Below are 23,950 nucleotides of genomic sequence, written 5' to 3' on the forward strand. Positions count from 1 at the left end.
AGTGTGGCTGCGACGCTTTGCCTGGATAGCGAGGGGCATGGCGAGCTTACTTTTCAATCTTCCCGTGGTTGCGGCGTAGAGCGGTACAGAATCCGCGGAGAGTGCATGTCGTTCTGTCTGGGACGCGCGAGGTTGAGCGCGGGTGTGAGGAACGTGGTCCGGGCCTGCTTGCTGTGGTGTAGTGCCGCTGCTGCCGTGGGGGCGTGCGCTTGGGGACAGACGCCGGTGGATGGCGAGGTCAGCGGATTTGTGGTGGATGCGACGGGCGCTGGACTCAAGGGCGCGGTAGTGCAGGTGCAGAATCTCGCCAACGGTTTGACTGCAGTTGCGAAGACCGAGGGCAGAGGCGAGTTTGTGGTGGCACACCTGCCTGCGGGAGAGTACCGGGTGCTGGTTGGTTATGAGCGATTCGCGAATCTGACGCTGGAGCCTGTGGAGGTCGAGGTTGGCGGGGTGACTTCGGTGGAGGCCAGGCTCAAGGTTGGCGGAGTCGTCAGTTCGGTGAATGTGACCGCGATGCCGGAGACACCGGCTTCAGTGAGCGTTGATGAGGCGGCGGCCACGGCAACGGCGAGTGTCGTGACCCCGGAAGAGATGGAGCGAACGCCGGTGAATGGGCGGCGATGGCAGACGTTTGCGCTGTTGACGCCGACGGTCAACGCCGATCCGGGGGGGGACGGGTTGTTGAGCTTTCGTGGGGTGGCTTCGACGCAGAATAGCAGTCGAGTCGATGGCGGAGATGATGACCAAAGTTTTGGCGCGGTGCCGCGAGGGACGGGCGGGGAGAGCGGCGCCGAGATCGAAGATGCGGCAGAGACTGGGTCGTCAAAGCGAGTGAGTGCGGGTAGTGTGGATGGCGGTGGCGGATATGGGCGTCATGCGGGTGCGGCTTCCACGTTTTCTCAGGAGGCGGTGAAGGAGTTTCGTGTGAGCGGACAGAACTACTCGGCGCTGTATGGGCATGCGGCGGGAGGGATTATTACGACTGTTTCGAAGAGTGGAGCAAACACGCTGCACGGGACGGGTTTTTACCTGGTGCGGTCTAGTGCGTTCGGCGCGACGAATCCCTTTTCGATTGCTACGACTTATGTGGATGGTGTGAGCATGAGCACGGCGGTGAAGCCAAGCGATCTTCGGCAGCAGTTTGGAGGCAGCGTTGGCGGGGCGGCGGTGAGGGATAGACTCTTCTACTTTTATGCCTACGATCAGCAGCGGAGATCGTTTCCGGCTGTCTCGACTCCCGACGATCCGAACTTTTATTTGCTGACGCCGACTCAGAGTGCACTGCTGGGCAATCGGGGCGTGACGCAGACGAAGATAGATGCTGCACTGACCTACCTGGATAGTTTGACGGGGACGGTGCCGCGGCGACATGACCAGACGATCAACTTTGGCAAGGTGGATTGGCAGGCGGCGGCGCGTCATCGCGTGAGTTTGCAGTATGACCGGGCGCGATCGAGCTCTCCGTCCGGGGCGCGGTCTGCGCCGGTGGTGGATCTGGGAGCGGCAAGCCTGGGGAGCAGCTATGCGAAGGTGGATTCGGTGTTGGGGCGATGGATGTGGTCGGTGTCGCCGAAGCTGAGCCATGAGCTGCGTATTCAGTATGGGCGGGATCTTCAGTTTGAGACGGCATCGAAGCCGCTGCCGCAGGAGCCGGCGGTGGGTCCCGAAGGATATGCTCCCGAGATTGCGATTGGGCCGGATGGATTTACGTTTGGCACTTCGACCTCGCTGGGGCGCACGGCGTTCCCGGACGAGAATAAGGTTCAGGTGGCCGACCTATTGACGCTGGTGCGGGGGCGCCATCAGATCCAGGCGGGGGTGGATGTCAGCTTCGTTCATGACGATATTTCGAGTCTCAACAATCCGCAGGGAGCGTTTCACTACGACAGCGGGATTACTTCGGGACACGCGGGTGGACTGGTGGACTGGATTACCGACTATACGTTCAATGTGAACGCGTATCCGAATGGCGGGTGTCCGTCGATCACCGCGAAGGTGCATGATTTCTGCTTTCGCTCGTTTACGCAGAGCTTTGGGCAGAAGACGGTGACATTTGATACGCAGGAGTGGGCAGGTTTTTTGCAGGATGACTGGAGGGTGAGGCGGGGGCTGACAATAAGTGCCGGATTGCGTTACGAATACGAACTGTCTCCGCTGCCGCAGCAGCCGAATGCAGTGCTCGACGCGGTGTTTGGGCAGAAGGGCGCGACGAGCGTGTTTCCAGAGGATCGCAATAACTTTGGCCCAAGGGTGGGGGTGTCGTGGGAGCCGTTCGGGTCGGGACGGGGGGTGGTGCGAATTGGTTACGGGCTATTTTATGGCAGGCTGCCTGGCGCTACTGTGAGCAGCGCGTTGACAAGGACTGCACTGCCCTCATCTACGACCAGCGTTTTGATCTTGCCTACGACGGTTACAAATTGTCCACAGGTTGCGAACCAGGGTTTTGGCTATGCCTGCTCTTACGTGACGCCGCCGCCGGCAGCTGTGGGGAAGACGACTTCGGCGATGGTATTCGATCGGAGATTTCGGCTGCCAGCGGTGCAGCAGGGCAGTTTTTCGATTGAGCGTGAAATGGGTGCGGGGACGATTGCGAGTGCGACGTACTTACTGAATCTCGACCGGCAGCTGCCGAACTCGGTGGATATTAATATTGCGCCGGCGGTGGCGACGAAGGAGTTTCAACTGCAAGGTGGGACAAGTGCAGTGGGTGTTCGGGATGGCGAGACGTTTGTGGTTCCGTTTTATTCGCAAAGGCTGAATACGAACTTTGGACCTGTAACCGACATTGTTTCAAATGCCGATGCGACCTATAACGCGCTGGTGTTGGAGGCGCGGCGTCGGAGCCGTGGTGGGGTGGAGTTTAGGGCGAGCTGGACGTGGGCCAAGGCGATCGACTATGGACAGAGCGGTGGCGCGACGCCGCGGACGAATGGGCAGTTCGATCCGTTTGACGTGCGTTACGACAAGGGCCTATCTGCGTTGAACTATCCGCATAAGTTTGTAGCCAGTGTGGTGTGGGAGCCGAGGTTTACGATCGAGCAACACTGGCTGAGGAGCACAGTGAATGGCTGGGCTGTGGCTCCTATCTTTACGGAGACGAGTGGGAGACCTTACAGCCTGGATATCTTTGGCGGCACGAGGCTGACCGGTGGACATGAGAGCATCAACGGTGCTGGCGGGGCAGCTTATCTGCCGACGGTGGGGAGAAACACGCTGCGGCTGCCGGATACGGGGCGTATTGATCTGCGATTGAGCAAGGCGGTGCGGGTGAGCGAGGGCGTGAAGGTGCGTGGGGTTGCCGAGGCGTTCAACCTGACGAACCGGGTGAACTACTCGGCGATTATGCAGCGGGCCTATCTGGTGGGGACGGAGGCGAATGGGATTACGCCGCTGGTGTTTCAAAGCGCTGCGACGGTTGCGGCGGAGGGGCTGAATGTGCGGCCGTTCGGGACGTTTACGGCGGCGTCGACGGGGCAGTCGCCGGAGCGGCAGGTGCAGTTGGGGGTTAGGGTGGAGTTTTGATGCGAAGAGGTATCCTGCCGGACGGGCCCGCTACGCGCGAGGCGGTCACTTCGTGACTGGTATACCTTGTTTGGGAGAGGCTGACTGCTTCGGTCCTCCCTTTGGTCGGAGACGGGCGGCTTAGTGTTGTGAGAGAGAGAGGGTGTTGCCGTCGGGGTCGGCGAACCAGGCTACCTTGGCTGCGCCGCCGGGTGCGGTCCAGACGCCGTCGGGACTTTGCTCGAAGTGGGGATAACGGGTGAAGGTGAGGCCTTTGGCGGTGAGGTCGGCTACGGACTGGTGGATGTCCTGGACCTCCCAGCCAAGGATGGTGAAGGGCGCGGGAGTAAAGTTGCCGACGCGAACGATGCGGATCATGATGCCGTTGGCGTCCATGACGAGAGCGAATTTATCGTCGTCGATGAAGCGCAGGCCGAGGAGGCCCTCGTAGAAGGTGCGAGACTGGGCGGCGTCGCGGGTGGGGATGAAGGCGATGATCGGAGTTTGACCAAGCATGGGGACCTCGATGGACGGCTAGTTTATAGCTTGTTTGCTGGCTTGAGAAAAGATTTTGTCCTGCCGGACGGGCTCCCTACGCGGGAGGCGGTCACTTCGTGACTTGTATACCGGTCTTGATGGGGTAGATGGTTGGGTCCTCCCGCTGATCGGAGGGAAGGTTGTTTTCTTCTTGCGGTTTAGCGGCAAAGCGGGTGGTGGGAAAGGCTCCGGGGTAGTTCTGCTGGATCCATGCGGTCATCTTTTCGCGGACGAGGCAGCGCAGGTCGAAGTTTTCGCTGGAGTTGCGGGAACTCATGAGGCAGCGGAGTTCCATGGAGCGGTCGGTGAGGTTGGTGACATGGAGGCCGCAGACCTGTTTGTTCCAGAGCGGCGAGGGGTGGACGATGGATTCGAGTTGCTGACGGAGGGCTTCGACGGGGATGGAGTAGTCGACGTAGAGGAAGGTGGTGCCCATGATGTCGGAGGACTCGCGGGTCCAGTTCTGGAAGGAGTTTTCGATGAAGTAACTCAAGGGGACGATAAGGCGGCGGAGGTCCCAGATGCGAATGACGACGTAGGCGGAGTTGATCTCTTCGATGCGTCCCCACTCGCCCTGGACCACGACGACGTCGTCGATGCGGATGGGTTCGGTGAGGGCGATCTGGAGGCCGGCAAGGAAGTTGGCGGCGGTGGACTTGGCGGCGGTGGCGAGGATGAGCGAGGCGATGCCGGCGGAGGCGAGCAGGCCGGAGCCGTAGTGCCAGATGCGTGGGTCGTTGAAGGTCCAGAGGAGGGCGCCAATGTCGATGATGACGACGAAGGCGATGAGCATGCGGCGGAAGAGTTGGAACTGGGTGTGGACGCGGCGGGCCTGAATGTTGTTTTCGGCGTTGAGGTCGTAGCGCCGCAGCATTACGGATTGGAGGACGTAGATGCAGCCGATGGCAAACCAGCCGAGAGAGGCAACCATCGCCATGATGAGGCCCTGGCGGATGGTGTCTTCGAGCTTGTCGGAAAGGCCAGGTGCGGCTGGGAGGATGAGAAGGAGGCAGGTGAGGAAGAAGATGGCGCGGGCGGGTTTGCCGAGGTAGCGCTGGAGGCCCCAGCCGAGGCCTTTGCTCTTCTCTTCTTTGCGGCGCAGAAGACGGAACAGGACGTAGTGCACCACGTTTGCGAGTACGATGGCGGCGCAGAACAGGAAGATGGCGAAGAACCAGGTGTGGCGGAAGTGCGGGAATGCCTGCGCGAGCAGATTCAGATGCGGTGCAGGAAGGTTGGCCGGGCTGAGCGCGAGTTGGTTCAAGGTTGCTCCGTCTACTTCGCTGCTTAGATGCAACGTAGCTGAGAGCAGTTTAATCGCCGGCGGCGTTGCTGGTGTGACAACGCTATTTATGTTGAAGGTAGTCGAGGCCGTCGAGGACAGCTTTTTCGAGGGCGATGCGCTGGTCGGAGTAGGAGTGGTCGGTTGCCATGTGGATGGCGGTGATCTCCTGGTTGCCGGCTTTACGGAGGGCTTCGACGAAGGCGTCGTTGGAGGGTGCGAGGCCGTCGTCGGAGGTGATGACGAGTACGGGGCGGGTGGCTAGCTTTGGCGCGAGGGCCGGGATGTTCCATGCGGTTGCATTTGCAGCAACCTCTTTGGCGAGGCTTTCGGGGGTGCATCCGGCTAGCGGGGCCATGCCCTCTTCGGCGAGATGTGCGGCGAGGGCGGCGACGGCTGCATCTCTCTGATCGGATTTGAGTGATTGGAACTTGTCGACGCCCATATCGGCGGCGGAGATGAGGCCTACGGCTTTGATGGCGGGATCCTGCGCTGCGACGTAGCGAGCCATAAAGCCGCCCATGCTGTGTCCTATGAGGACGATGTTGGACGGGTCGGAGTGAAGTTTCTTGGCGTTTGCGGGATCGCGCAGGTAGGCGATGGCGGATTGGGTGTCTTCGATGGAGTGGGTGAAGGAGAAGTCGCCGGGAGAGCCCCAGGAGCCGCGGTAGTCGAAGTAGACGACGTCCCAGCCGTCGCGGCGGATGGCCTGGGCGAGGTCGAGATTCTTTTCGTTGCCGGGGAAGCCGTGGAGGAGGAGGACGACGGGATGTGGTGCTGGCCCGGGAGCGATGTAGGCGAGGGCGTTGAGGAGCGCGCCGTGGCTGGGGATCTGGAAGGTTTCGAAGGCGGCGGGATTGGTCTTGTCGTGGGCGGGGTCGGTGGTGATGGCGGTGGGGAGTTGCTGGGCATTGAGAGAGAGGTGCAGTGAGGCGCAGAGAAGAGCGAGAGCGACAAGATGGCGATGAGGGCGCATGGTTGATTGTTGTTTGGGGAGGGTGATTTGTAAAGCTGCTGCAATTGCAGAGAATCATGCCGTTACGCCTAGAATAGACGGGTGAGCTTTTCGGAACAGTTCGATGTGGTGGTGGTGGGTGCGGGGCACGCTGGCTGCGAGGCGGCGATGGCGGCTGCGCGGATGGGATTGCGCACGGCGATCTTTACGTTGAATCTGGATTTGATTGCGCAGATGAGTTGTAACCCTGCGATCGGTGGGATTGCCAAGGGGCATCTAGTGCGGGAGGTGGATGCGCTGGGTGGCGTGATGGGCGAGGTTGCGGATGCTACGGGGATACAGTTTCGTCTGCTGAATACATCGCGGGGGCCGGCGGTGTGGTCGCCGAGGGCGCAGTGCGATAAGGCGCTGTATCGCGTGAAGATGCGCGAGGTGCTGGAGGGGCAGAAGAATCTCTTCATCAAGCAGGCTGAGGTGGTGGATCTGATTGTGGAGGACGAGAATTCCGATATCCCACTCTTCGCAAACAACGCGAAGGATGGGGCACCCGGCGAGTTTTCTCCGAAGCGAGTTGTGCGTGGTTTGAAGTTGCGGGATGGGCGTCTGATTCATGCTGCGGCGACGATTGTTACGACTGGGACGTTTCTGAATGGGTTGATTCATTGTGGAGAGGAGCAGTACACGGCGGGGCGGAGTGGCGAGCCGGCGAGTGTGCTGCTGGGAGAGGCGCTGAAGCGGCTGGGGCTGCGGGAGTGCAGGCTAAAGACGGGGACGCCGCCGCGGCTCGATGGACGCACGATTGACTGGAGTCAGTTTCAGGAGCAGCCGGGGGATGAAGACCCGACGCCGTTCAGCTTCAGATCAGCGAGTCAGCGAGTTAGCGAGTCAGCGGGGCAGCGGTGGGTTCCGAACCTGCGGCAGGTCAACTGCCATATCGCGCATACGACGCCGGGGACGCTGCGGCTGATTCGCGAGAATGTGCATCGCTCGCCGATGTACACGGGGCAGATCGAGGCGATTGGACCTCGGTACTGTCCTTCGATTGAAGATAAGATTGTGCGGTTTCCGGAGAAGACGCGGCACCAGTTTTTTCTGGAGCCGGAGGGATTGAATACGCATGAGGTCTACATCAATGGCATGAGTACGAGCCTGCCGATGGAGATTCAGGCGGCGATGGTGAGGTCGATACCTGGGCTTGAGAAGGCGGAGATGCTGCGGCCGGGGTACGCGATTGAGTACGATGCGATTGACCCGACGGAGCTGGATCGGACGCTGCGGGTGAAGTCGTTTGCGGGGCTTTATCTGGCGGGGCAGATCAATGGGACGAGCGGGTATGAAGAGGCGGCTTGTCAAGGTTTGATGGCGGGAATCAATGCGGCGCTGGCGGTGAGGGCAGACCTGAGCGGCGAACTTGAGGATGGTTTTACTCTGGACCGGACTGAGGCCTATACGGGGATTCTGATTGACGATTTGATCAGCAAGGGAACCAATGAGCCTTACCGGATGTTTACTTCGCGGGCGGAGTTTCGGCTGCATCTGCGGATCGATAACGCGGATAGCAGGCTGACTCCGCATGGGCGGCGGCTGGGGCTGATCGATGATGCGGCGTGGGCGGAGTATGAGGCGAAGCAGGCTCGGGCGGATGCGTTTGAGAGGCTGTTGGGTTCGGCTCGGGTGCGGGCGGAGGAGTTGCCGGTTGCGCTTCGGGAGAGGCTGGATGGGGACGCGGCTGGGATTAGCGGGCAGACGTTTGCGCAGCTTTTGAAGCGTCCGGAGGTGCCGGTGGAGGAGATTGCGCCGGTGCTGCGGGAGAGGCTGCGGGATGGGGATGAGGTGCTGGGCGGTTGGGTGGCGGCGATGGATGCTGCGGGCGATGCGAGGTTGCCGGCGTGGGTTCGGAATGAGATGAAGACGGTGGAGACGGAGATCAAGTACTCGGGGTATCTGGACCAGCAGCGGCGCTCGATGGAGAAGATGCGGAGGGCGGAGAAGCGGGCGATTCCGGGGTGGTTCGATTACTCGACGGTGAGCGGGCTCTCGAGCGAGATGAAGGAGATTCTTTTGCGGGTGCGGCCGCAGACGATTGGGCAGGCAAGCCGGATTGGTGGGGTTACGCCTGCTGCGGTTAGTTTGATTCATGTTTATATCGAGATTCAGGGTAGGGCTCGGGTGGCTTAAGACTTGTCCTGCCGGACGGGCCCACTGCGCGTGGGGCGGTCACTTCGTGACTTGTGTACCTTGTTGCGGCAAGTGTAGTGCGTTGGTCCTCGCGATGCTCGGAAGGAAGATGTAACCGTGGGTGCGGTTTTGGCGTCCAAGCTTGTGTGGATTGGAGAAGGCGATGACGGCTGGGTTGAAGACGGGGTTGATCGTGTTAGGGCTTGTGGTTGTTGCGTTTATTCTTTTGGGAGGAGGAAAAAGAATGGTGATGGGGGCAGAGAGAAAAGAGCCGATTCCGGCTCCTGCGATGGATGAGCCGCATGTTGCGGCAACGCATGAGACTGCGGTGTTTGCGGGTGGCTGTTTCTGGGGCGTGCAGACGGTGTTTCAGCGGGTGAAAGGGGTTACGGCTACTACTGCGGGTTATTCGGGTGGAAGCGCGTCTACAGCTACTTATGATCAGGTGTCGTCGGAGGGCACTCGGCATGCGGAGTCGGTGAAGATTGTGTTTGATCCGGCGAAGGTTAGTTATGGGACGCTGCTGCGGATCTTCTTTTCGGTGGTGCATGATCCTACGCAGTTGAACCGGCAGGGGCCGGATGTAGGGACTTCTTATCGGTCGGTGATCTTTTACACTTCGCCGGAGCAGGAGAAGGTGGCTAAGGCCTATATCTCTCAGCTGGATGCGGCGCATGTGTTTGGAAAGCCGATTGTGACGGAGGTTACGCCTCTGAAGGCCTTCTATGATGGGGAGGACTATCACCAGGACTATGCGGAGAAGAATCCCAACAATCCGTATATTCAGGTCTGCGATGTGCCGAAGATGGCGGCTTTGAAGCAGCAGTTTCCAGATCTTTTTCAGGATTACAAGCACAAATAATTTCGGCTGGTGGGACTGGGTTAGGGACCTGTTTTTGCTGGGGTTTTTGCGAAATAGTGGTGCCTGAACGTGGTTTTTTGTGTGGCTGGATGTGGTGGAATGTGTGGTGAACGTGGTGTCGTTGCACCACACATTCTGGCCGCTAAGAATACGCCAGGGTTTCGGGATTTATTTTGGATGGCGGTTCGGGCGAACTGGTGGCGTTCGGGCGAAGATGCGGGGGGCTTGACGGATACCGTGCATCGGCTCGCTGCAACAGAGAGATGTGGCCGCAATCCACTACGTCACGCGTTGAGGCTGCGTGACTTCGGTCGAGATGACGGGGATTGGGGTGGGGATAGAAGAACGAACAAGGCAAAGGACGAAATGCGGGGATCCTTCACTCCGTTCAGGATGACGACTTCAAAAAAAAGTGGCGGCCTTACGGGGTAATACAGCCAGGGCCAGGATGACGACTTCAAAAGATGGTGGCGGCCTTAGGGGGCAATACCAGCCAGGGTCAGGATGACTTCAAAAAGGGCTGGGGATCTGGGCGGGGATGGGTTTCACGTAGAGAGTGCGGGTTATTGGGTGACTTCGCCCTCGGGTTCGTCGGTGGGGTTTTCGATCTCGGCCTCGAAGCCTTCGAGGAGGCGGTTGAGGAAGGCTTCGGGGTTGGTGTCTTTGTTTTGGAGCTGGTGGGCGAGAGCGATGTGGCGGGCGAGGTCGGCGAGGACGATGCCCCAGGCGAAGGGGTCCTCCCAGGCTCCGCTGCGGATGCTGACGTGCTGTCCCTGTTCGGCGATCCAGACGCGGAGAACCTCGAAGGAGGCTTTGTCGCGCTGGGCTTGTTCGGGGATGGCTAAGGTTTTTTCTGCTCCCATGAAGCTTCTCTTTTCTTTGTGCTATTCGGTTAGCTTTCCGGCTGCTAAAGATGTGCCAGGTTTTCGGGGCTAATTTGGCCTAGGTGGCTGGCAAAGGACGAAATGCGGGGGTCTTGACGGATACCGCAGAGTGTATCGGTTCGCTGCGACTGAGAGATGCGGTCGCAATCCGCTTCGCGACAGACGGTGTGACTGTCTGCCGCTTCGGTCGAGATGACGATGTTTTGGGTGGGACGAAGAACGAACAACGGCAAAGGTCGAGATGACGATGTTTGTTTGGGTTTGGACTGGGGCATAAGAGCGAACAACGGCAAGGACGAAATACGGGGATCCTTCACTCGTTCAGGATGAGAACTGTATCATAAATAACTAGAAATAAAACACATAATTTATTATAATATTCTATACAAAGTATGCACAGCCATAAAGAATCAATGGCTTGCACGAGGAATCTACACGGAAACTGCACAGAACGGAATAACCGCAGGAGGCGAACATGGCGTTTATTACCGAGAAAGAGGAGCTGAAACCCGGCCTGATTCTCTTCCGGCGCGGCGACGTGGATCATCGCATGTGGTACTGCCGCATGAAGATGCCGAAGGCCGACCGCTATAAAACGGTTTCGCTCAAAACAACCGACATTAGCGCGGCCCGCGAGCGGGCCTTCGACCAGGATGCGGACGTGCGGTTCCGCATCAAGCATGACGTTCCTGTATTCAATCGCCCCTTCCGTGACGTAGCGCGAGAGTATCTGTTGACGCAGGAGGCGCGGGCGAAGCGCGGAGAGATCAGCGCCGCACGGCCCAAAAAACTCCGTGCCGTTATTGAAGGCACTTTAGACAGATACGCAGGTTCCACGCAGGTACACCTTATCGGTGATGAACGGTGGGGCGGCTATCCGGCATGGCGGCGGGAGAACGGCGCGGGACGCCACCGGCGCAATGGCGTGAGGGAAGTTACCGCCGACGCAGCGCAATCCTTCGCGGACCATGAAGCCGAGCGCCGTACCAAGGTTCAGCAAACCCTGGGTATCAGAGTATTGAAGCCGATTGAAGTCAAACCTTCCGAAGAACGGGAAGTTCCTTTTATCAGCGATTCCACCATCCGCTTCGAGATGTCCATCTTCGGGGCGATTATGAACTATGCGGTGAAAAAACGCTATGTTCCGGCAAGCCAGCGTTTCGACGAGCGCCCCAAGCTCAAGACGATGCGGCGGGACGAGTTCACGCTGGAGGAGTACCGCAAGCTCCACACCGTAGGCCGCAAATGGATTGGCGAGGCCGACAAACCGTCAAGCATCTGGTATCGCACCGTTACCTACAACATGATTCTGATTGCCTGCAATACAGGCATGAGGCCAGCGGAGATGAAGAACCTGCGCTGGCGCGACATTATGCCCGCGAAAGACCGCGAGGGCCGCGAGATCGTTGTCTTATTCGTGCAGGGCAAGGGCAAGTCGCGCAAGCTGGTCGCGCCTAAGAGCGTCGGAGACTACCTAGACCGCATCCGCGCAATCTCCAAAGCCACGGAACAGGACGACAGAGTGTTTACCAACATCACGGGCAAGCCTGCGAAGACACTCTATAGTTCCTTGATTGCCGATCTGCTGAACCAAGCGAAGCTGCGCGAAGGAACGCAGGGCGTTCCACGCTCGACGTATTGCTTCCGGCACACGTATGCCACGCTCCGCTTGCAGGAAGGCGTGGACGTGTATTTCCTCGCCGAGCAGATGGGAACTTCCGTCCACATGATCGAAAGCCACTACGGACACGTGAACACCATCAAGCACGCCGACCGCGTATTGCAAGGCATGGCAGGTTGGGAACTGCCGCAACCGGACGACACCAAGGCCAAGGCGTCGAAAGCGGCGGAGACACATGACAAAGGCAAGAGAGGTCAGCGCCACAAGCTGCGCTGACTGTGAACCTCCCGAAGCCGTCTTTGGCCGGAGCCGCTGGCGGAGGCTGGCGTAGGGAGGCAATCGTCTCAATGTCCGGCCCGGACGTTCCTTGCTGAGATGGTTTTGATTTGCCGCTGCCCCGCCGGGGCGTTCTTAGCGGAAAATCTCCGCGCACGAGCCGCCGCTGGCGGCTGTTCTTAGTGCGGCACTGGTTGCTTGATGACAGACAATCCGGAGGCCGGGAGGGTTCAATTCCCTCCGCCCGCACCAAACAACGGTTCACAATCTCGGCAAGGATGGAACCATCCTGTCTTGTTTTGAAGCCGGACTAGGGCCACTCCGGCCCGCGCTCAGTACGGCGCTTTCATTGGATTCGAGCTGTTGATTCTGACGAAATCTCGATGACAGCAATCGCAATAGGCTAAATGGATTTGCAGCAGAGCCCATTCCTCTTCTGAGAGCTCTCCAGAGGAAAAGTGGGTGCATAAAGCAGCTAACTCCTCGTGCAATTGAGTGGTCATGGACTCGCTCCGCTTCTGGGCATTCTGAATCTCCTTATAACTTGCCTGTCAGAACAGTTGGAATCAACACTGAGATGCGAGTTTGGCCAAACTTACTTGTAGGAAGCTGCGATCAGGAAAAATGTCCAAGCGAGGCGAGACATCTGTCGTCCGGACGGGAGCCGCTGGTCCCGCTTAGTCCGGTCCGGAACGTATTTTGCATACGAGCGTATGCAGTTCCCATTGTGCCCGGTCTCAAATCATCCTGCACTCTTGATGCTGGTCCGAGCGCATACCATTCACAAATTACATTTGAGCTTGTGACTCCAATCGTCAGATATGATTCGGGGCGAGGCGACTATGAATAATAATGTTGAACCAATAGGAGAAGAGCTGTGCATCTTCAGCCCATACGCGCCAAAGCCGGGAATGCTGGCTGCAATGGCACGGCCAGAGAGATTGGAAGAGATCAAAGAATTAGAGACCTCTGGACTAAAGATTGTCTGGAAAGTGCGCGGCATCATCTCTGATTCGGTCCCACTTTCTGGAGAAATCCTCGAAGCGCTCAACCGCCCAGCGCACAATCTGCTCTTTCTAAACGAAGACCCGCTTACGATTTACCTCCATGCTGGCGGCAAGAGGGCTGTCTACTATGATTTCGTTGGTGACGAGAAGCACAACTTGCAATATATAGAGGTTCAGGTCGAATCACGCCTCCCTAGTGTTGCTTTGCTTTTGGCGCGACGGCCATTGAATGCCATGCTTGATGTCATCGCCCGCAACTTCAATCTTCCTCTGACCCTTCAACGTCTAGAACTTATATCCCCCAAAGATGACGGCGCATTAATCTCGCAAGCCTTATTACCAACGAACACGAAAATCGTTGCAGGGCCGCTAGGAGGAATTGTGCAAGCTGTCCCGTTCGCGCCTTACGATGCCATATACCGCGAAGCTCTCACATCGAGCAGTCCTTTCTACCGACTGCTATGTGCAGCGCGAATGTATGAAGGGACAAATACGATTCGGAAATGGATGAAGGAGCGTTGTGTCGAACGCGGAATCCAAGACAAGCTGCCATCCGACCCACCCGTAACCCAAGAGGAATTGAAAGAGTTTGGCTTTGCCCCCGAGATCATCCAAGGAGTTAAGACAACGCAGGATCTATTTCATAAGCTCAAGGACATGCGAGATGCGATCGCCCATTTTCTGATTGAACGAGAGACTGGCGACGTTCATGTCTATCTGGCCGAAGGAGTCGAGCTTGAGCGATATGCCACTGCTGCCGTCGCATTGCTGCATTATGCTCACAATGCTCTGGAAAGCCTCAGACGCTTTTACACTAACAAACTGGAATCACATCGCGGCATGGTGCTTCCAATGGTTCAGAACAGACACGAATTCATTGTTCGCGCATCGGATCTGGGGTACGAGTAACGCAGATTATGGTTCCCCTTTTTCGTTGTCTAGGAGCCAAGGGGGCGGTCCTACGCTTTCCTCTGTCATCTCGTCCACGCGTTTGTAGAACTGATAAATTTCCATAACACCGAAACCCAAAGCCTGAACCATCTGCATTTGAAGGCGCATGGAATAGTTCGTTGTAAGCTGGTTCTCCTCAAACTTCCTGAGCCGGGGAACGGAAATTCCTGTCTCCCTTGAAAAGTCTGCAAGACTCCAGCCCTTTTCGGTGCGAAGCTGGCGAACCAGATCACCACAACAACGGTGGTATTCCTCTCTGTACCGTTGCATCGCGGCATTGTTCCGTGGCCTCATTTCCTAGACCTCCTCACAGGCTTTCGCTGTTTCGGCGGTTGCTCAATCTGGTCGTATTGGGGGTAACAGTCTGGATGATTCGGTAAGAACATCTGTCCGCTTTCGGCAATTGGGTCGTCTTCGATGGAGATAAAGTGCGAAACCCTCGCTGTAGGCAGGGAAAAAGGCTCGATAGAGATGGACCACTCGGTGCGATCAGCAAACACCACGGTCACATAAACTATGCTGCGCTCCGCTTGAGAGAACCTTATGTGATCGACCTCCTTCCCCTTCACGCTGTAATCGAAGAGAGCGCCGTGCTTATGCTCTAGGCGAATCGTCTTCACCCGTGCTCTGCTCATGATTGCTCCCCATCTTCCTTGGCTTCGTTCACCAGAAGCACTTCATCGGGAATATCCGATAGCTCTTCAGCCCGGTGCGCAAATTCCATAAAAGAGAGATCGAAACCGATGCTTAGGCAGTAGAGAAAATAAAAGTCGGGATTAGGGTCTTTTCCAGCTTCGAGATCGCACACGAATTCAACCGGCACCTGGCTACGCTTTGCCAGCTCTTCCTGCGTCAGACCCTGCTCGTTCCGCAAAATGATAGAAAGAGCGGCATAAGCAGCAACAGCGCGTGTGCTCCGCTCTTGCCTGTCAACTTCGGGAATCGCGTTGATGCCCTCCGCGACCTCTGCTTGTGAGAAACCACGTTCTACCCGCAAAGCACTCAGAGCTTCCCCTATGGCTTGGTTGAACTCCTCACGGCTGATCCTCATATTCCCTCGTTTCCAGCTCGGCGAACTGTCGTTCCGCATAAAATTTCAGGCCAGCGTAGAGGTTCTTCACCAGCTTGGCGTCATTCTTGAATGGGACAGACCTGTCACCAACCAGCTCAATACCTGCTCTTCTGGCCCAGGTATAGGCCGCCGATACCATCAACTGCCTCGCGCGCTCCCCACTGATGCCGTGCATGGCTCCGATGGTTCTTTGCGATTCGCCGTCATGAACGAACTGCATCAGCATTCTGTAAGCCCGCGCAAATTGCTGCCTTCCCTCCGGCGTCGACTTCGGGGTGCTGTGGGAACCGAAACTGAGGCGCGGTGTTTTACGAGGGAGTATGTCTGCATACTTCTCACGGATGATGGTCATAGGAGAGGGGTCAGGGGGAACGCGATTGGCTGGAAGCCGCGCAATCCGGGAATATTGCCGCCACTGGCGGTACGCTCGGTGCCTGATCCACTCCACCGCGTCTTTGTCAGACAGGCGTGGCGGCACTCGCAGGCCACACGCAATAGCCCATTGTTCGGCCAGAACTCGCGGACAAATGCTGAGGGCTTTGGCAAGCTGATTGAAGTCGCGTTCCAGCAAATGAACCTTGCCAGCAACATATCGAGCGAGATAGCGTTCCGTTACATCTCCCAGTCTCTTGCTTAGCTGTTCATGGGAAGTATCGCCCCGCAACATTTCAATCTGCGCGAGCAGATGAAGGCTGAAATCGCCTCTCATGACCGGAGGATGCTGAGAGTCTCGCATGGCCAGAATAATCTCATAGTTGATTATGATAATCAACTACTTGTATATCATATTCATATACTTGGGCTTATCTAGGTATGCGTGTTAGCTTTCCCTTGTTTTGATTATCACGGGAAGACAGTTACGGGCTGCACGCGCTCTGCTTGGCATGGAGCAGATTGAGCTGGCAAAGCGCTCACGCGTGGCGGTAGGAACCATCCGAAGGATGGAGTCCTTTGATGAAGAAGTTGGCGCGCGCACGTCAACGCTCTCTCAAGTGCAGAAGGCATTGGAAAAGGCTGGAGTCGAATTCCTAAACGACGGACAACCGGGTGTCCGGTTGAAACGTCAGCCTCATTAAAAGTTTGCCTGATGAGTTGCACCGGGTCGTCCTAATCCCTCCCATAGTCGTTTGCCTTGGACAGGAGTAAGTCACGGCACATGCCGCTTTGAACGCGGCTGGGGCCAGGAAGCACGTACCAATCAAGGTTCAGACGAACTTAGATCGCTGCTACCTTTGTTTTCTCGCTATCCGTGAGATTCTCTAATTTTCTCCAATTTTCTCTTCTCGCCGTGCTATAGTGAGGCATGTCGGAAAATGTTCTCACCATTCGGGAGGTTGCTGACCTCCTGAAAATCAACGAGAAAACGGTCTACAAGCTGGCCGCCGCCGCGAAGATACCAGGCGTGAAGGTTGGCGGATCGTGGCGATTCGACCGCACGACGCTTTCGGCATGGCTCAAGACCAAAACTACTGCCGACTTATCCTCGTCCAGCGACGATGCGGATATCGAGCCGGAGCAGCTCGCAATCAGCGCCCACTATTCCCCCCAGCAGGGAACATTTTTCGCCCACCGCATCACGCTGGAGGGTACAGGCGAGGACGCGCTCGCCCAATCGCTCTCGACTGCGCGCGTGGATATGAACCCGCATCAGGTGGACGCCGCTCTCTTCGCGCTCGCCTCACCACTCACCAAGGGAGTTCTGCTTGCCGATGAAGTCGGCCTTGGCAAAACCATCGAGGCGAGTCTCGTGATTGCGCAGCGTTGGGCCGAACGCAAGCGCCGCATCCTGCTTGTTGTGCCCGCGTCGCTACGCAAACAGTGGAGCCAGGAGCTTTACGACAAGTTCTCTCTTCCCTCCGTGATTGTCGAACGCAATAGCTATAACGACTTGCGCAAAAAAGGTATTGCCCGTCCCTTCGAGCACGTTGACCGCGTCGTGATCACGTCCTACGAATTCGCAGCGCTCAAGGCAGACGAAGTTCGCGCAGGTCAATGGGACTTGGTGATCTTTGACGAAGCACACCGTCTCCGCAACGTCTACAAGAACGACGGTGCATCGCGCGCGAAGCGCCTGAGCGATGCGACACGTCCATTCTTCAAGATTCTGTTGACAGCCACTCCTTTACAGAACTCTTTGATGGAACTCTACGGCCTCGTCTCCGTAATCGACGAGCGTCACTTCGGCGACGAGGAATCTTTCCGCAGCCAGTACGTTGCGGGGCCGGGTGCACGAAACGGTCATATATTCCTTCGAAAGCGGCTGGAGCCGATCTGTAAGCGCACATTGCGTCGCCAAGTCCAGCAGGCGGGCCTGATTCGGTACACCGAACGCAGTCCGGTGACGATGGAATATGCGCCCTCGCAGAACGAGCTGAAACTCTACGCCGATGTTTCCGCCTACCTCCAACGCCAAGACACGATTGCCTTCGGCAACAAGCCAAACCAACTCATCACGATGGTCGTGCGCAAAATACTCGGCTCATCAACCTTCGCCATCGCCGATACGCTTAAAAAGATCATTGACCGGCTCACGCAGATGGAACCGCCGACGGTAGAAACTATCGCCGATTACGATGTGATCGAAGAGCAAGACGAGGAGCTTGAAGAAAGTGAGAGCGACGACGCTGAGGCACCCATTGACCTCGTCAAGCTCAAAGCCGAAATAGCCGAGCTTGAGGAATACCGCAAGCTTGCGCTTGCCATCGGCGAGAACGAGAAAGGCAATAAGCTCGTTAAGGCGCTTCCCGGCGTGCTTGATGAAATCGTCAAGAAGGGCGGCGAGCGCAAGGCCGTCATTTTCACCGAATCCGTCCGCACTCAGCGATACCTGGTACAGCTTCTCACTGACGAAGGCTATGCTGACGAAATCGTTCTTCTCAACGGACAGAACAGCGATCCGCAGAGCAAAGTGATCTACCAGGATTGGCTGACACGGCACAAAGGCAGTGATGCCGTGTCAGGTTCGAAGACGGCGGACATGAAGGCCGCCGTCGTCGAGGCGTTTCGCGACCGCAAGACCATCCTCATCGCGACGGAATCCGGCGCGGAGGGCATCAACCTTCAGTTCTGCTCGCTCCTGGTCAATTTTGACCTGCCCTGGAACCCCCAGCGCGTAGAGCAGCGCATCGGGCGGTGTCACCGGTACGGCCAGAAGATCGACGTGACCGTCGTCAACTTTCTCAACCTCAAGAACCATGCCGAACAGCGAATCCACCAGCTTCTCGATCAAAAATTTACCCTGTTCAAAGGCGTATTCGGCGCGAGCGACGAGGTGCTCGGCGTTATCGAGCGCGGCGTCGATATCGAGCGCCGTATCTTTCAGATTGTGCAGAGCGCACGCACCGAAACCGAGATCGACGCCGAATTTGACAAGCTCCAAGAGGACCTTCAGGAGCAGATCGACGAACAGATTCTCGACGCACGAAAGCGTCTTCTCGAATCCGTCGATGAAAAGGTGATCGACCGACTTAAGTCCCGCAAGGATGAGATCAAGAGCCAACTCTCGGATTTAGAAAAACAGCTTCTCTATGTCGCGCGGGCGGAACTACCCGACGCCCGCTTTCACGCAAACAACGAGCGCCGCTTCGACTATCGCGGCGACACCTATACAACTGAATGGCCGCTTGCCGACGAAAAGGGCTGGAAGTTTTTTCGCCTGCTTGAAGGCACGCTGGCAACGGATGTCGTCAAGAGGGCAAAGGACCGCCAGTTCGACGCCACCTCCTGCCTTCGCTTCGACCTGTCTGCCTATCGCAATGGACGCCTCGCCGATGTCGAGCTGCTACGCGGCAAGGCCGGATGGGCGCGCGTTGCCAAACTCAATATAAAGACTCCTGCCCTTACACGTGAACACCTCGTCATTTCGGCAGTCGCAGATGATGGAAACACCGTTCATTCCGAAACCTTCGAGCGCCTGTTCCGGGTTCCGGCACACAACGAACCACCGGGAGGCACGCCGCCCGAGGACGCGCTGCAAAGCTGTGAAACCGGACGGCGCAAAGACCTGCTCGACGAGGCAGAAAAGCAGAACGCCGAGTGGCTTGATGTTGAAAGCGAAAACCTAGACCACTACGCCGAGGACCTGGAGCGCGCCTTCGAGACGGAAATCAAGACAGCCGAAGCGGAGATTAAAGCAGCAAAGAAGGCCATGCGCGGCTCGACTCTTCCGATGGCCGAAAAAGTTGCCGAGAAACGCCGGATCAGCTCCCTGGAAGGCAAACGCGACAAGTTGAAAGCGGAGTTCTTCGACCGGCGCGCAAAAATCCGAGCCGATGTCGAAGTCATGCTAGACAAGATTCAGGAGAGCCTGAAGCTCGAACCCTCTTTGACCCCACTCTTTACAATCCGGTGGGAGGTGTTATGAGCATGAATTTGCTTTATTCAACTACAAAGCATGACGGAGCCGCCATTTGAGCAACCGCAAGCAACGCCTCGAACTTACATGGATAGGCAAAGACGAACGCCCACGCCTTGAGCCGCGCGTCCTCCTTGAGGATTCGGATAAGTCGTACCACGCGAAGGCCCGCGTCACCGGCCACGACATCTTTGACAATCTACTGATCTTTGGCGACAACTTGCTCGCACTGAAGGCCCTGGAGCAGGAATTCGCTGGCAAGGTCAAGTGTGTTTTTATTGATCCTCCATATAACACGGGGTCGGCTTTTACCCATTACGACGATGGCGTTGAACACTCCATTTGGCTCTCACTAATGCGTGACCGTTTGGAGCTGATTAAACGCCTACTTTCGGAAGATGGCTCGATTTGGATCACAATTGATGACAATGAGGCTCACTATCTCAAGGTGCTTTGCGATGAAATCTTTGGGAGGTCATGCTTCGTAACCTCCATAATCTGGGAAAAGGCTGACTCTCCCAGGAATTCCGCGCGCCAGTTTTCAAATGACCACGACTACATCCTCGTGTTTTCGAAGAATCCAGATTGGAGTCCTCAGCGACTGCCCAGAACTGAAGAGTCTGATTCGATCTATTCCAATCCGGACGATGACCCGCGTGGCGTGTGGCTCCCCGGTGATCCATATGCCAATAAGCCCTACTCCAAGGGGCTATATACGATGAAGGGGCCGACCGGAAGAGAGTTTAAGCCACCACCAGGGCGCTTTTGGCGTGTCTCAGAAGAGAAGCTCCGCGAGTTAGACAGCGATGGGCGGGTTTGGTGGGGACCAACTGGAGAAGCTCGACCGAGTATCAAGCGCTATTTGAATGAGGTTTCTGATCTCGTACCTCGCACTCTCTGGCACAAGCAAGATGTAGGAAGCAATCGCACTTCAAAGAATGAAATGCGCGCACTCTTTCCGGGCGATGAATCCTTCACGACTCCTAAACCCGAGAAACTTTTAGAGCGCCTGCTGCGGATCGCCACTCAAACTGGTGATGTTGTCCTGGACTCCTTCGCCGGATCAGGCACAACAGGCGCTGTCGCTCAGAAGATGGGCCGTCGTTGGATCATGATCGAGCTGGGAAATCATTGCCACACTCACATCATTCCGTGCCTTAAGAAGGTCATTGACGGAGAAGATTCAGGCGGCGTAACTGATGTGACCGCATGGAAAGGTGGAGGGGGCTTTCGTTATTATCGTCTCGCGCCTTCGCTCCTTGAAAAAGATGAGTGGGGGAATTGGGTTATCTCGAAGGAATTTGATGCGGCGAAGCTCTCCCAGGCCGTGTGCAAGCTCATGGGTTTCGTCTATCAGCCGGACGAAACGTGTTATTGGATACAAGGTCGCTCGTCCGAGACGGATTTCATTTACGTCACAACACAGAACTTAACCCACCAACAACTCGCCGCCATTTCGGAGGAAGTCGGGGAGGAGCGCACGTTGCTCGTCTGTTGCAAGGCGTTCCGCGCCAACGCTGACGCATTTCCCAACCTCACCATCAAGAAAATTCCGCAGGCCGTGCTCCGCAAATGCGAGTGGAGCCATGACGATTACAGCCTCAACGTCGCCAATCTGCCGCAAGCGCCTCGTGATACGGAGACCCCGGACAATGCCTTTCTGACAGGCAAAGCGCACAAGAAGCGCAGCAATGGCAAAGATGCGTTGCAGAACGACCTTTTCACCCAGGAGGTCGGTAAGTGAGCGATCGCACTGTTCGTAACATCAGCCAACGGCTTTCCCTTCGTAAACCGCAGTCCGATTCCCTCGAAATTCTCGCTGATGTCGCGAGCAGAATAGCGCTCTCCAAGAGTAGCGATACCACCGCCGCGCTCGCCGCCATCCAGGACTTCTATCCAAGCGTTGAAGACTTCGAGCGTGAGTTTACCTCGCTGTGCTTCGCATTGGCGACCGGCGTCGGCAAGACGCGCCTTATGGGCGCTTTCATTACCTATCTCTATCTCACGGGTAAGAGCCGCCATTTCTTTGTCCTCGCCCCGAACACGACCATTTACGAGAAGCTGATCTCCGACTTCTCTCCCGAAAGTCCTAAATACGTCTTCAAAGGAATTGCCGAGTTCGCAGCCAATCCGCCGCTCATCATCACCGGCGACAACTACGAAAGCGGTGTTGGGGTTCGATATGAGTCTGGTCGCTCAACAACCCTTTTCGACTCGGACGTTCATATCAATATTTTCAACGTCGATAAGATCAACAAGGAAGAAAGCCCGCGCGGAAAGCCGCGCATGAAGCGCCTCCAAGAGACTATCGGCGAGAGTTATTACCAATACCTCTCTAAGCTGGACGACCTTGTGTTGCTGATGGACGAAGCCCATCGTTACCGCGCCAGTGCCGGGGCCACGGCCATAGACGGCCTAAAACCATTCTTGGCCTGGAGCTGACAGCCACGCCCAAGACCGTCGGCGCTCATCCGGTTCAATTCAAGAACGTTATTTACAGCTACACGCTCGGACAGGCAATGGCCGACGGGTTCGTCAAAGAACCTGCCGTCGCCACCCGCAAAGATTTCGATCCGAGATCCGTGGGTGAGAAAGAGTTGGAGCGCATCAAGCTTGAAGATGCCGTCCACTATCACGATCATGTGGCCGTGGAGCTGGATCGCTATCACCGTACAACCGGCGCACCGAAGGTTACGCCCTTCATTCTCGTCGTTGCATCAGACACGACCGAAGCAAAGAGGCTGCGGGATTTCATCGAATCCGAAGACTTCTTTAAAGCTCGCTTCAAAGGCAAAGTCGCCGAAGTTCACTCCGCCCTCAGGGGTGAGGAGAGCGAACAAGCGACGGAGCGTCTTGTAGCACTGGAAAAGGATGGGCGCACCGAGATCGTCATTCACGTCAACAAACTTAAAGAAGGTTGGGACGTAACCAACCTCTACACCATCGTGCCACTGCGTGCTTCGGCGTCCGAAATCTTGACGGAACAGACATTGGGGCGTGGCTTGCGCCTCCCATTCGGCAGGCGTGTGTCCAAGGGCGGTGATGATGAGTTCGCCGCCGTTGACCGGCTCACGGTCATCGCCCACGAGCGTTTTGACGACATCATTTCCAAAGCCCGTGAGCCCGGTTCCATCGTCATGAGGACGCTCGAAATCGGCGAGGGTGGCGACATCTCCCCGGCCGGATCAACACTCGTCACCGCGCCGTCCGTAGCGGAAATGATCGTGACCGGGGCGAAGCCTGAGATTCCCGGCTTCGTCCAGCCGGAGCGCTCCGGCTTTGCTCTGAACTCCGCACAGGAAGGCAAGGCCGCCGAAGTCACCCTTGAAGTCATCAAGCGTTACGAACGCAAGCTCGGGAGCGCCGAGGGCCTCCGTGACGAGGCCGTTCAAAAGCAAATTGCCGACGAGGTGCAGGAGCTTGTACGCCCAGTGCAGGGAACTCTTGAAGGCTTCATTGAAGCGCCGCGCATCGACGAGATCGTGAAGACCGTCGCGGACACCGTCGCCGACCGTACTATTTCGATTCCCCAAATCGTAGTTTTGCCGAAGAAGCTGGTCACGTTCACGTTCGAGGATTTCGACCTCGAAAACCTTTCGACCATCAATATGAGGCCGATTGAGGACGGCCTCATCATTGAAGACATTCGCACCCAAGCCCGCGTCTACCTTGCGCGTACGCTGGACGATCCTCGTGAGACCCGCGCAGAGGACTATCTCGTACGCCACCTCATCGAGCGCAACGAGATCGACTACGACGCCCATGCCGCCTTGCTTTATAAACTCGCAGGACAGGTCGTCACGCGCGTAAAGTCTTACCTTGCGGACGACGCCGAGGTTGAAAACGTTCTGCTACGTCACGGACGCCAGCTTGCGGACTTCGTCTTAGCGCAGATGATGAACCACTACCGCGAAACTCCGCTTGGCGAGAACGACTATGAGGTAACCGTCACGCGCGGATTCATGCTGCTCCAGGCGCAGGCTATGAACGTGCCGACGGGCCAGCGCGTGCGAGATTTCAAGCAAGCTATCGCACCGTTATCCGAGACGCGTAAGCACGTCTTCGGCGGCTTTAAGAGGTGCTGTTACCCACTCCAGAAATTCGATACGGACCCGGAGCGGCGGCTCGCCGTCGTCATCGACGGCGACTCTTGCACGGAGAAGTGGATAAAGCCCGCGCGCAACCAGTTCCGCATCGACTACCGTTCCGGGGAAGCCTACGAACCTGATTTCGTCGTCGAGACAAAAACGAAAATGCTCATCTGCGAAGTGAAGGCGCAGAACGAACTCGATGACGCGGACGTGAAAGCCAAGGCCGCCGCCGCGACGAAGTGGTGTAAGACAGCGACGGAGTTCGCACCCGGCGGCGGCACTAAGCCGTGGGCCTATCTGCTCATCCCTGATGACCAGATCAGGGCCAATTCCACTCTGGACGGCTTGGTAGGGACGTTTGCTACAGCGTAAGGGA

Annotated in this window: 17 protein-coding genes; 9 read left to right on the forward strand and 8 right to left on the reverse strand. The window is 57.1% G+C overall.

Translation table 11 applies throughout. The features are described from left to right. Window positions 1-105: 105 nt before the first annotated feature. Window positions 106-3,525, forward strand: a complete 3,420-nt coding sequence (locus RBB75_RS07895) for a TonB-dependent receptor (protein WP_353070097.1) — start codon at window positions 106-108, stop codon at window positions 3,523-3,525. A gap of 120 nt (window positions 3,526-3,645) precedes the next feature. On the opposite strand, the gene RBB75_RS07900 is transcribed toward RBB75_RS07895, so the two are convergent. The 3 genes from RBB75_RS07900 to RBB75_RS07910 all read right to left on the reverse strand — a co-directional run bounded on the left by RBB75_RS07900 (window position 3,646) and on the right by RBB75_RS07910 (window position 6,299). Continuing rightward, window positions 3,646-4,020 carry a VOC family protein gene (locus tag RBB75_RS07900; RefSeq protein WP_353070098.1) on the reverse strand — a complete coding sequence of 125 codons (375 nt, stop codon included), beginning with the start codon at window positions 4,018-4,020 and terminating at the stop codon, window positions 3,646-3,648. 91 nt (window positions 4,021-4,111) lie between these two features. After that, on the reverse strand, window positions 4,112-5,305 hold the full coding sequence (locus RBB75_RS07905) for a mechanosensitive ion channel family protein (RefSeq protein WP_353070099.1): 1,194 nt from the start codon (window positions 5,303-5,305) through the stop codon (window positions 4,112-4,114). 82 nt (window positions 5,306-5,387) lie between these two features. Next, window positions 5,388-6,299 carry an alpha/beta hydrolase family protein gene (locus RBB75_RS07910; RefSeq protein WP_353070100.1) on the reverse strand — a complete coding sequence of 304 codons (912 nt, stop codon included), beginning with the start codon at window positions 6,297-6,299 and terminating at the stop codon, window positions 5,388-5,390. An 81-nt stretch (window positions 6,300-6,380) separates the two neighbouring features. Here RBB75_RS07910 and mnmG point away from each other — a divergent pair, with 81 nt between their 5' ends. Together mnmG and msrA are read left to right on the forward strand one after the other, a co-directional pair. Beyond that, entirely contained in the window at window positions 6,381-8,456 is a 2,076-nt protein-coding gene (mnmG, locus tag RBB75_RS07915) for a tRNA uridine-5-carboxymethylaminomethyl(34) synthesis enzyme MnmG (protein WP_353070101.1), read from the forward strand. A gap of 244 nt (window positions 8,457-8,700) precedes the next feature. After that, entirely contained in the window at window positions 8,701-9,318 is a 618-nt protein-coding gene (gene msrA / locus RBB75_RS07920) for a peptide-methionine (S)-S-oxide reductase MsrA (RefSeq protein ID WP_373563247.1), read from the forward strand. 563 nt (window positions 9,319-9,881) lie between these two features. On the opposite strand, the gene RBB75_RS07925 is transcribed toward msrA, so the two are convergent. Next, window positions 9,882-10,181 carry a DUF5076 domain-containing protein gene (locus RBB75_RS07925; protein ID WP_179640321.1) on the reverse strand — a complete coding sequence of 100 codons (300 nt, stop codon included), beginning with the start codon at window positions 10,179-10,181 and terminating at the stop codon, window positions 9,882-9,884. Between the two features lie 496 nt (window positions 10,182-10,677). On the opposite strand from RBB75_RS07925, the gene RBB75_RS07930 reads away from it, so the two are divergent. Together RBB75_RS07930 and RBB75_RS07935 are read left to right on the forward strand one after the other, a co-directional pair. Beyond that, complete coding sequence (locus tag RBB75_RS07930) at window positions 10,678-12,099, forward strand: tyrosine-type recombinase/integrase (protein ID WP_353070102.1); 1,422 nt, start codon at window positions 10,678-10,680, stop codon at window positions 12,097-12,099. Window positions 12,100-12,941: 842 nt separating this feature from the next. Further along, window positions 12,942-14,015, forward strand: coding sequence for a hypothetical protein (locus tag RBB75_RS07935; protein WP_353070103.1), 1,074 nt, complete (start codon window positions 12,942-12,944; stop codon window positions 14,013-14,015). Between the two features lie 6 nt (window positions 14,016-14,021). On the opposite strand, the gene RBB75_RS07940 is transcribed toward RBB75_RS07935, so the two are convergent. Genes RBB75_RS07940 through RBB75_RS07955 form a run of 4 tightly spaced genes read right to left on the reverse strand, consistent with a single transcriptional unit; the run spans window position 14,022 to window position 15,901 of the window. Then, window positions 14,022-14,351, reverse strand: a complete 330-nt coding sequence (locus RBB75_RS07940) for a helix-turn-helix domain-containing protein (protein WP_353070104.1) — start codon at window positions 14,349-14,351, stop codon at window positions 14,022-14,024. After that, the gene (locus tag RBB75_RS07945; protein WP_353070105.1) at window positions 14,348-14,692 is read right to left on the reverse strand and encodes a hypothetical protein; all 345 of its coding nucleotides are present in this window, start codon (window positions 14,690-14,692) and stop codon (window positions 14,348-14,350) included. Before RBB75_RS07945 ends, RBB75_RS07940 begins: the two co-directional genes overlap by 4 nt. Next, window positions 14,689-15,108, reverse strand: a complete 420-nt coding sequence (locus RBB75_RS07950; RefSeq protein ID WP_353070106.1) for a helix-turn-helix domain-containing protein — start codon at window positions 15,106-15,108, stop codon at window positions 14,689-14,691. The genes RBB75_RS07945 and RBB75_RS07950 overlap by 4 nt, the downstream gene beginning before the upstream one ends. Next, complete coding sequence (locus RBB75_RS07955) at window positions 15,092-15,901, reverse strand: hypothetical protein (RefSeq protein WP_353070107.1); 810 nt, start codon at window positions 15,899-15,901, stop codon at window positions 15,092-15,094. Before RBB75_RS07955 ends, RBB75_RS07950 begins: the two co-directional genes overlap by 17 nt. Before the next feature lie 531 nt (window positions 15,902-16,432). Between RBB75_RS07955 and RBB75_RS07960 the strand changes: the two genes are divergently transcribed. The 4 genes from RBB75_RS07960 to RBB75_RS07975 all read left to right on the forward strand — a co-directional run bounded on the left by RBB75_RS07960 (window position 16,433) and on the right by RBB75_RS07975 (window position 23,946). Further along, window positions 16,433-19,492, forward strand: a complete 3,060-nt coding sequence (locus RBB75_RS07960) for an SNF2-related protein (protein WP_353070108.1) — start codon at window positions 16,433-16,435, stop codon at window positions 19,490-19,492. Between the two features lie 46 nt (window positions 19,493-19,538). Next, window positions 19,539-21,227 carry a site-specific DNA-methyltransferase gene (locus RBB75_RS07965; protein ID WP_353070109.1) on the forward strand — a complete coding sequence of 563 codons (1,689 nt, stop codon included), beginning with the start codon at window positions 19,539-19,541 and terminating at the stop codon, window positions 21,225-21,227. Further along, window positions 21,224-21,925 carry a DEAD/DEAH box helicase family protein gene (locus tag RBB75_RS07970; protein WP_353070110.1) on the forward strand — a complete coding sequence of 234 codons (702 nt, stop codon included), beginning with the start codon at window positions 21,224-21,226 and terminating at the stop codon, window positions 21,923-21,925. Before RBB75_RS07965 ends, RBB75_RS07970 begins: the two co-directional genes overlap by 4 nt. A gap of 77 nt (window positions 21,926-22,002) precedes the next feature. Then, the gene (locus RBB75_RS07975; RefSeq protein ID WP_353070111.1) at window positions 22,003-23,946 is read left to right on the forward strand and encodes a hypothetical protein; all 1,944 of its coding nucleotides are present in this window, start codon (window positions 22,003-22,005) and stop codon (window positions 23,944-23,946) included. Window positions 23,947-23,950: the final 4 nt, after the last annotated feature.

The sequence above is a fragment of the Tunturibacter empetritectus genome (genome assembly GCF_040358985.1).
Taxonomy (GTDB): Bacteria; Acidobacteriota; Terriglobia; order Terriglobales; family Acidobacteriaceae; genus Edaphobacter; species Edaphobacter empetritectus.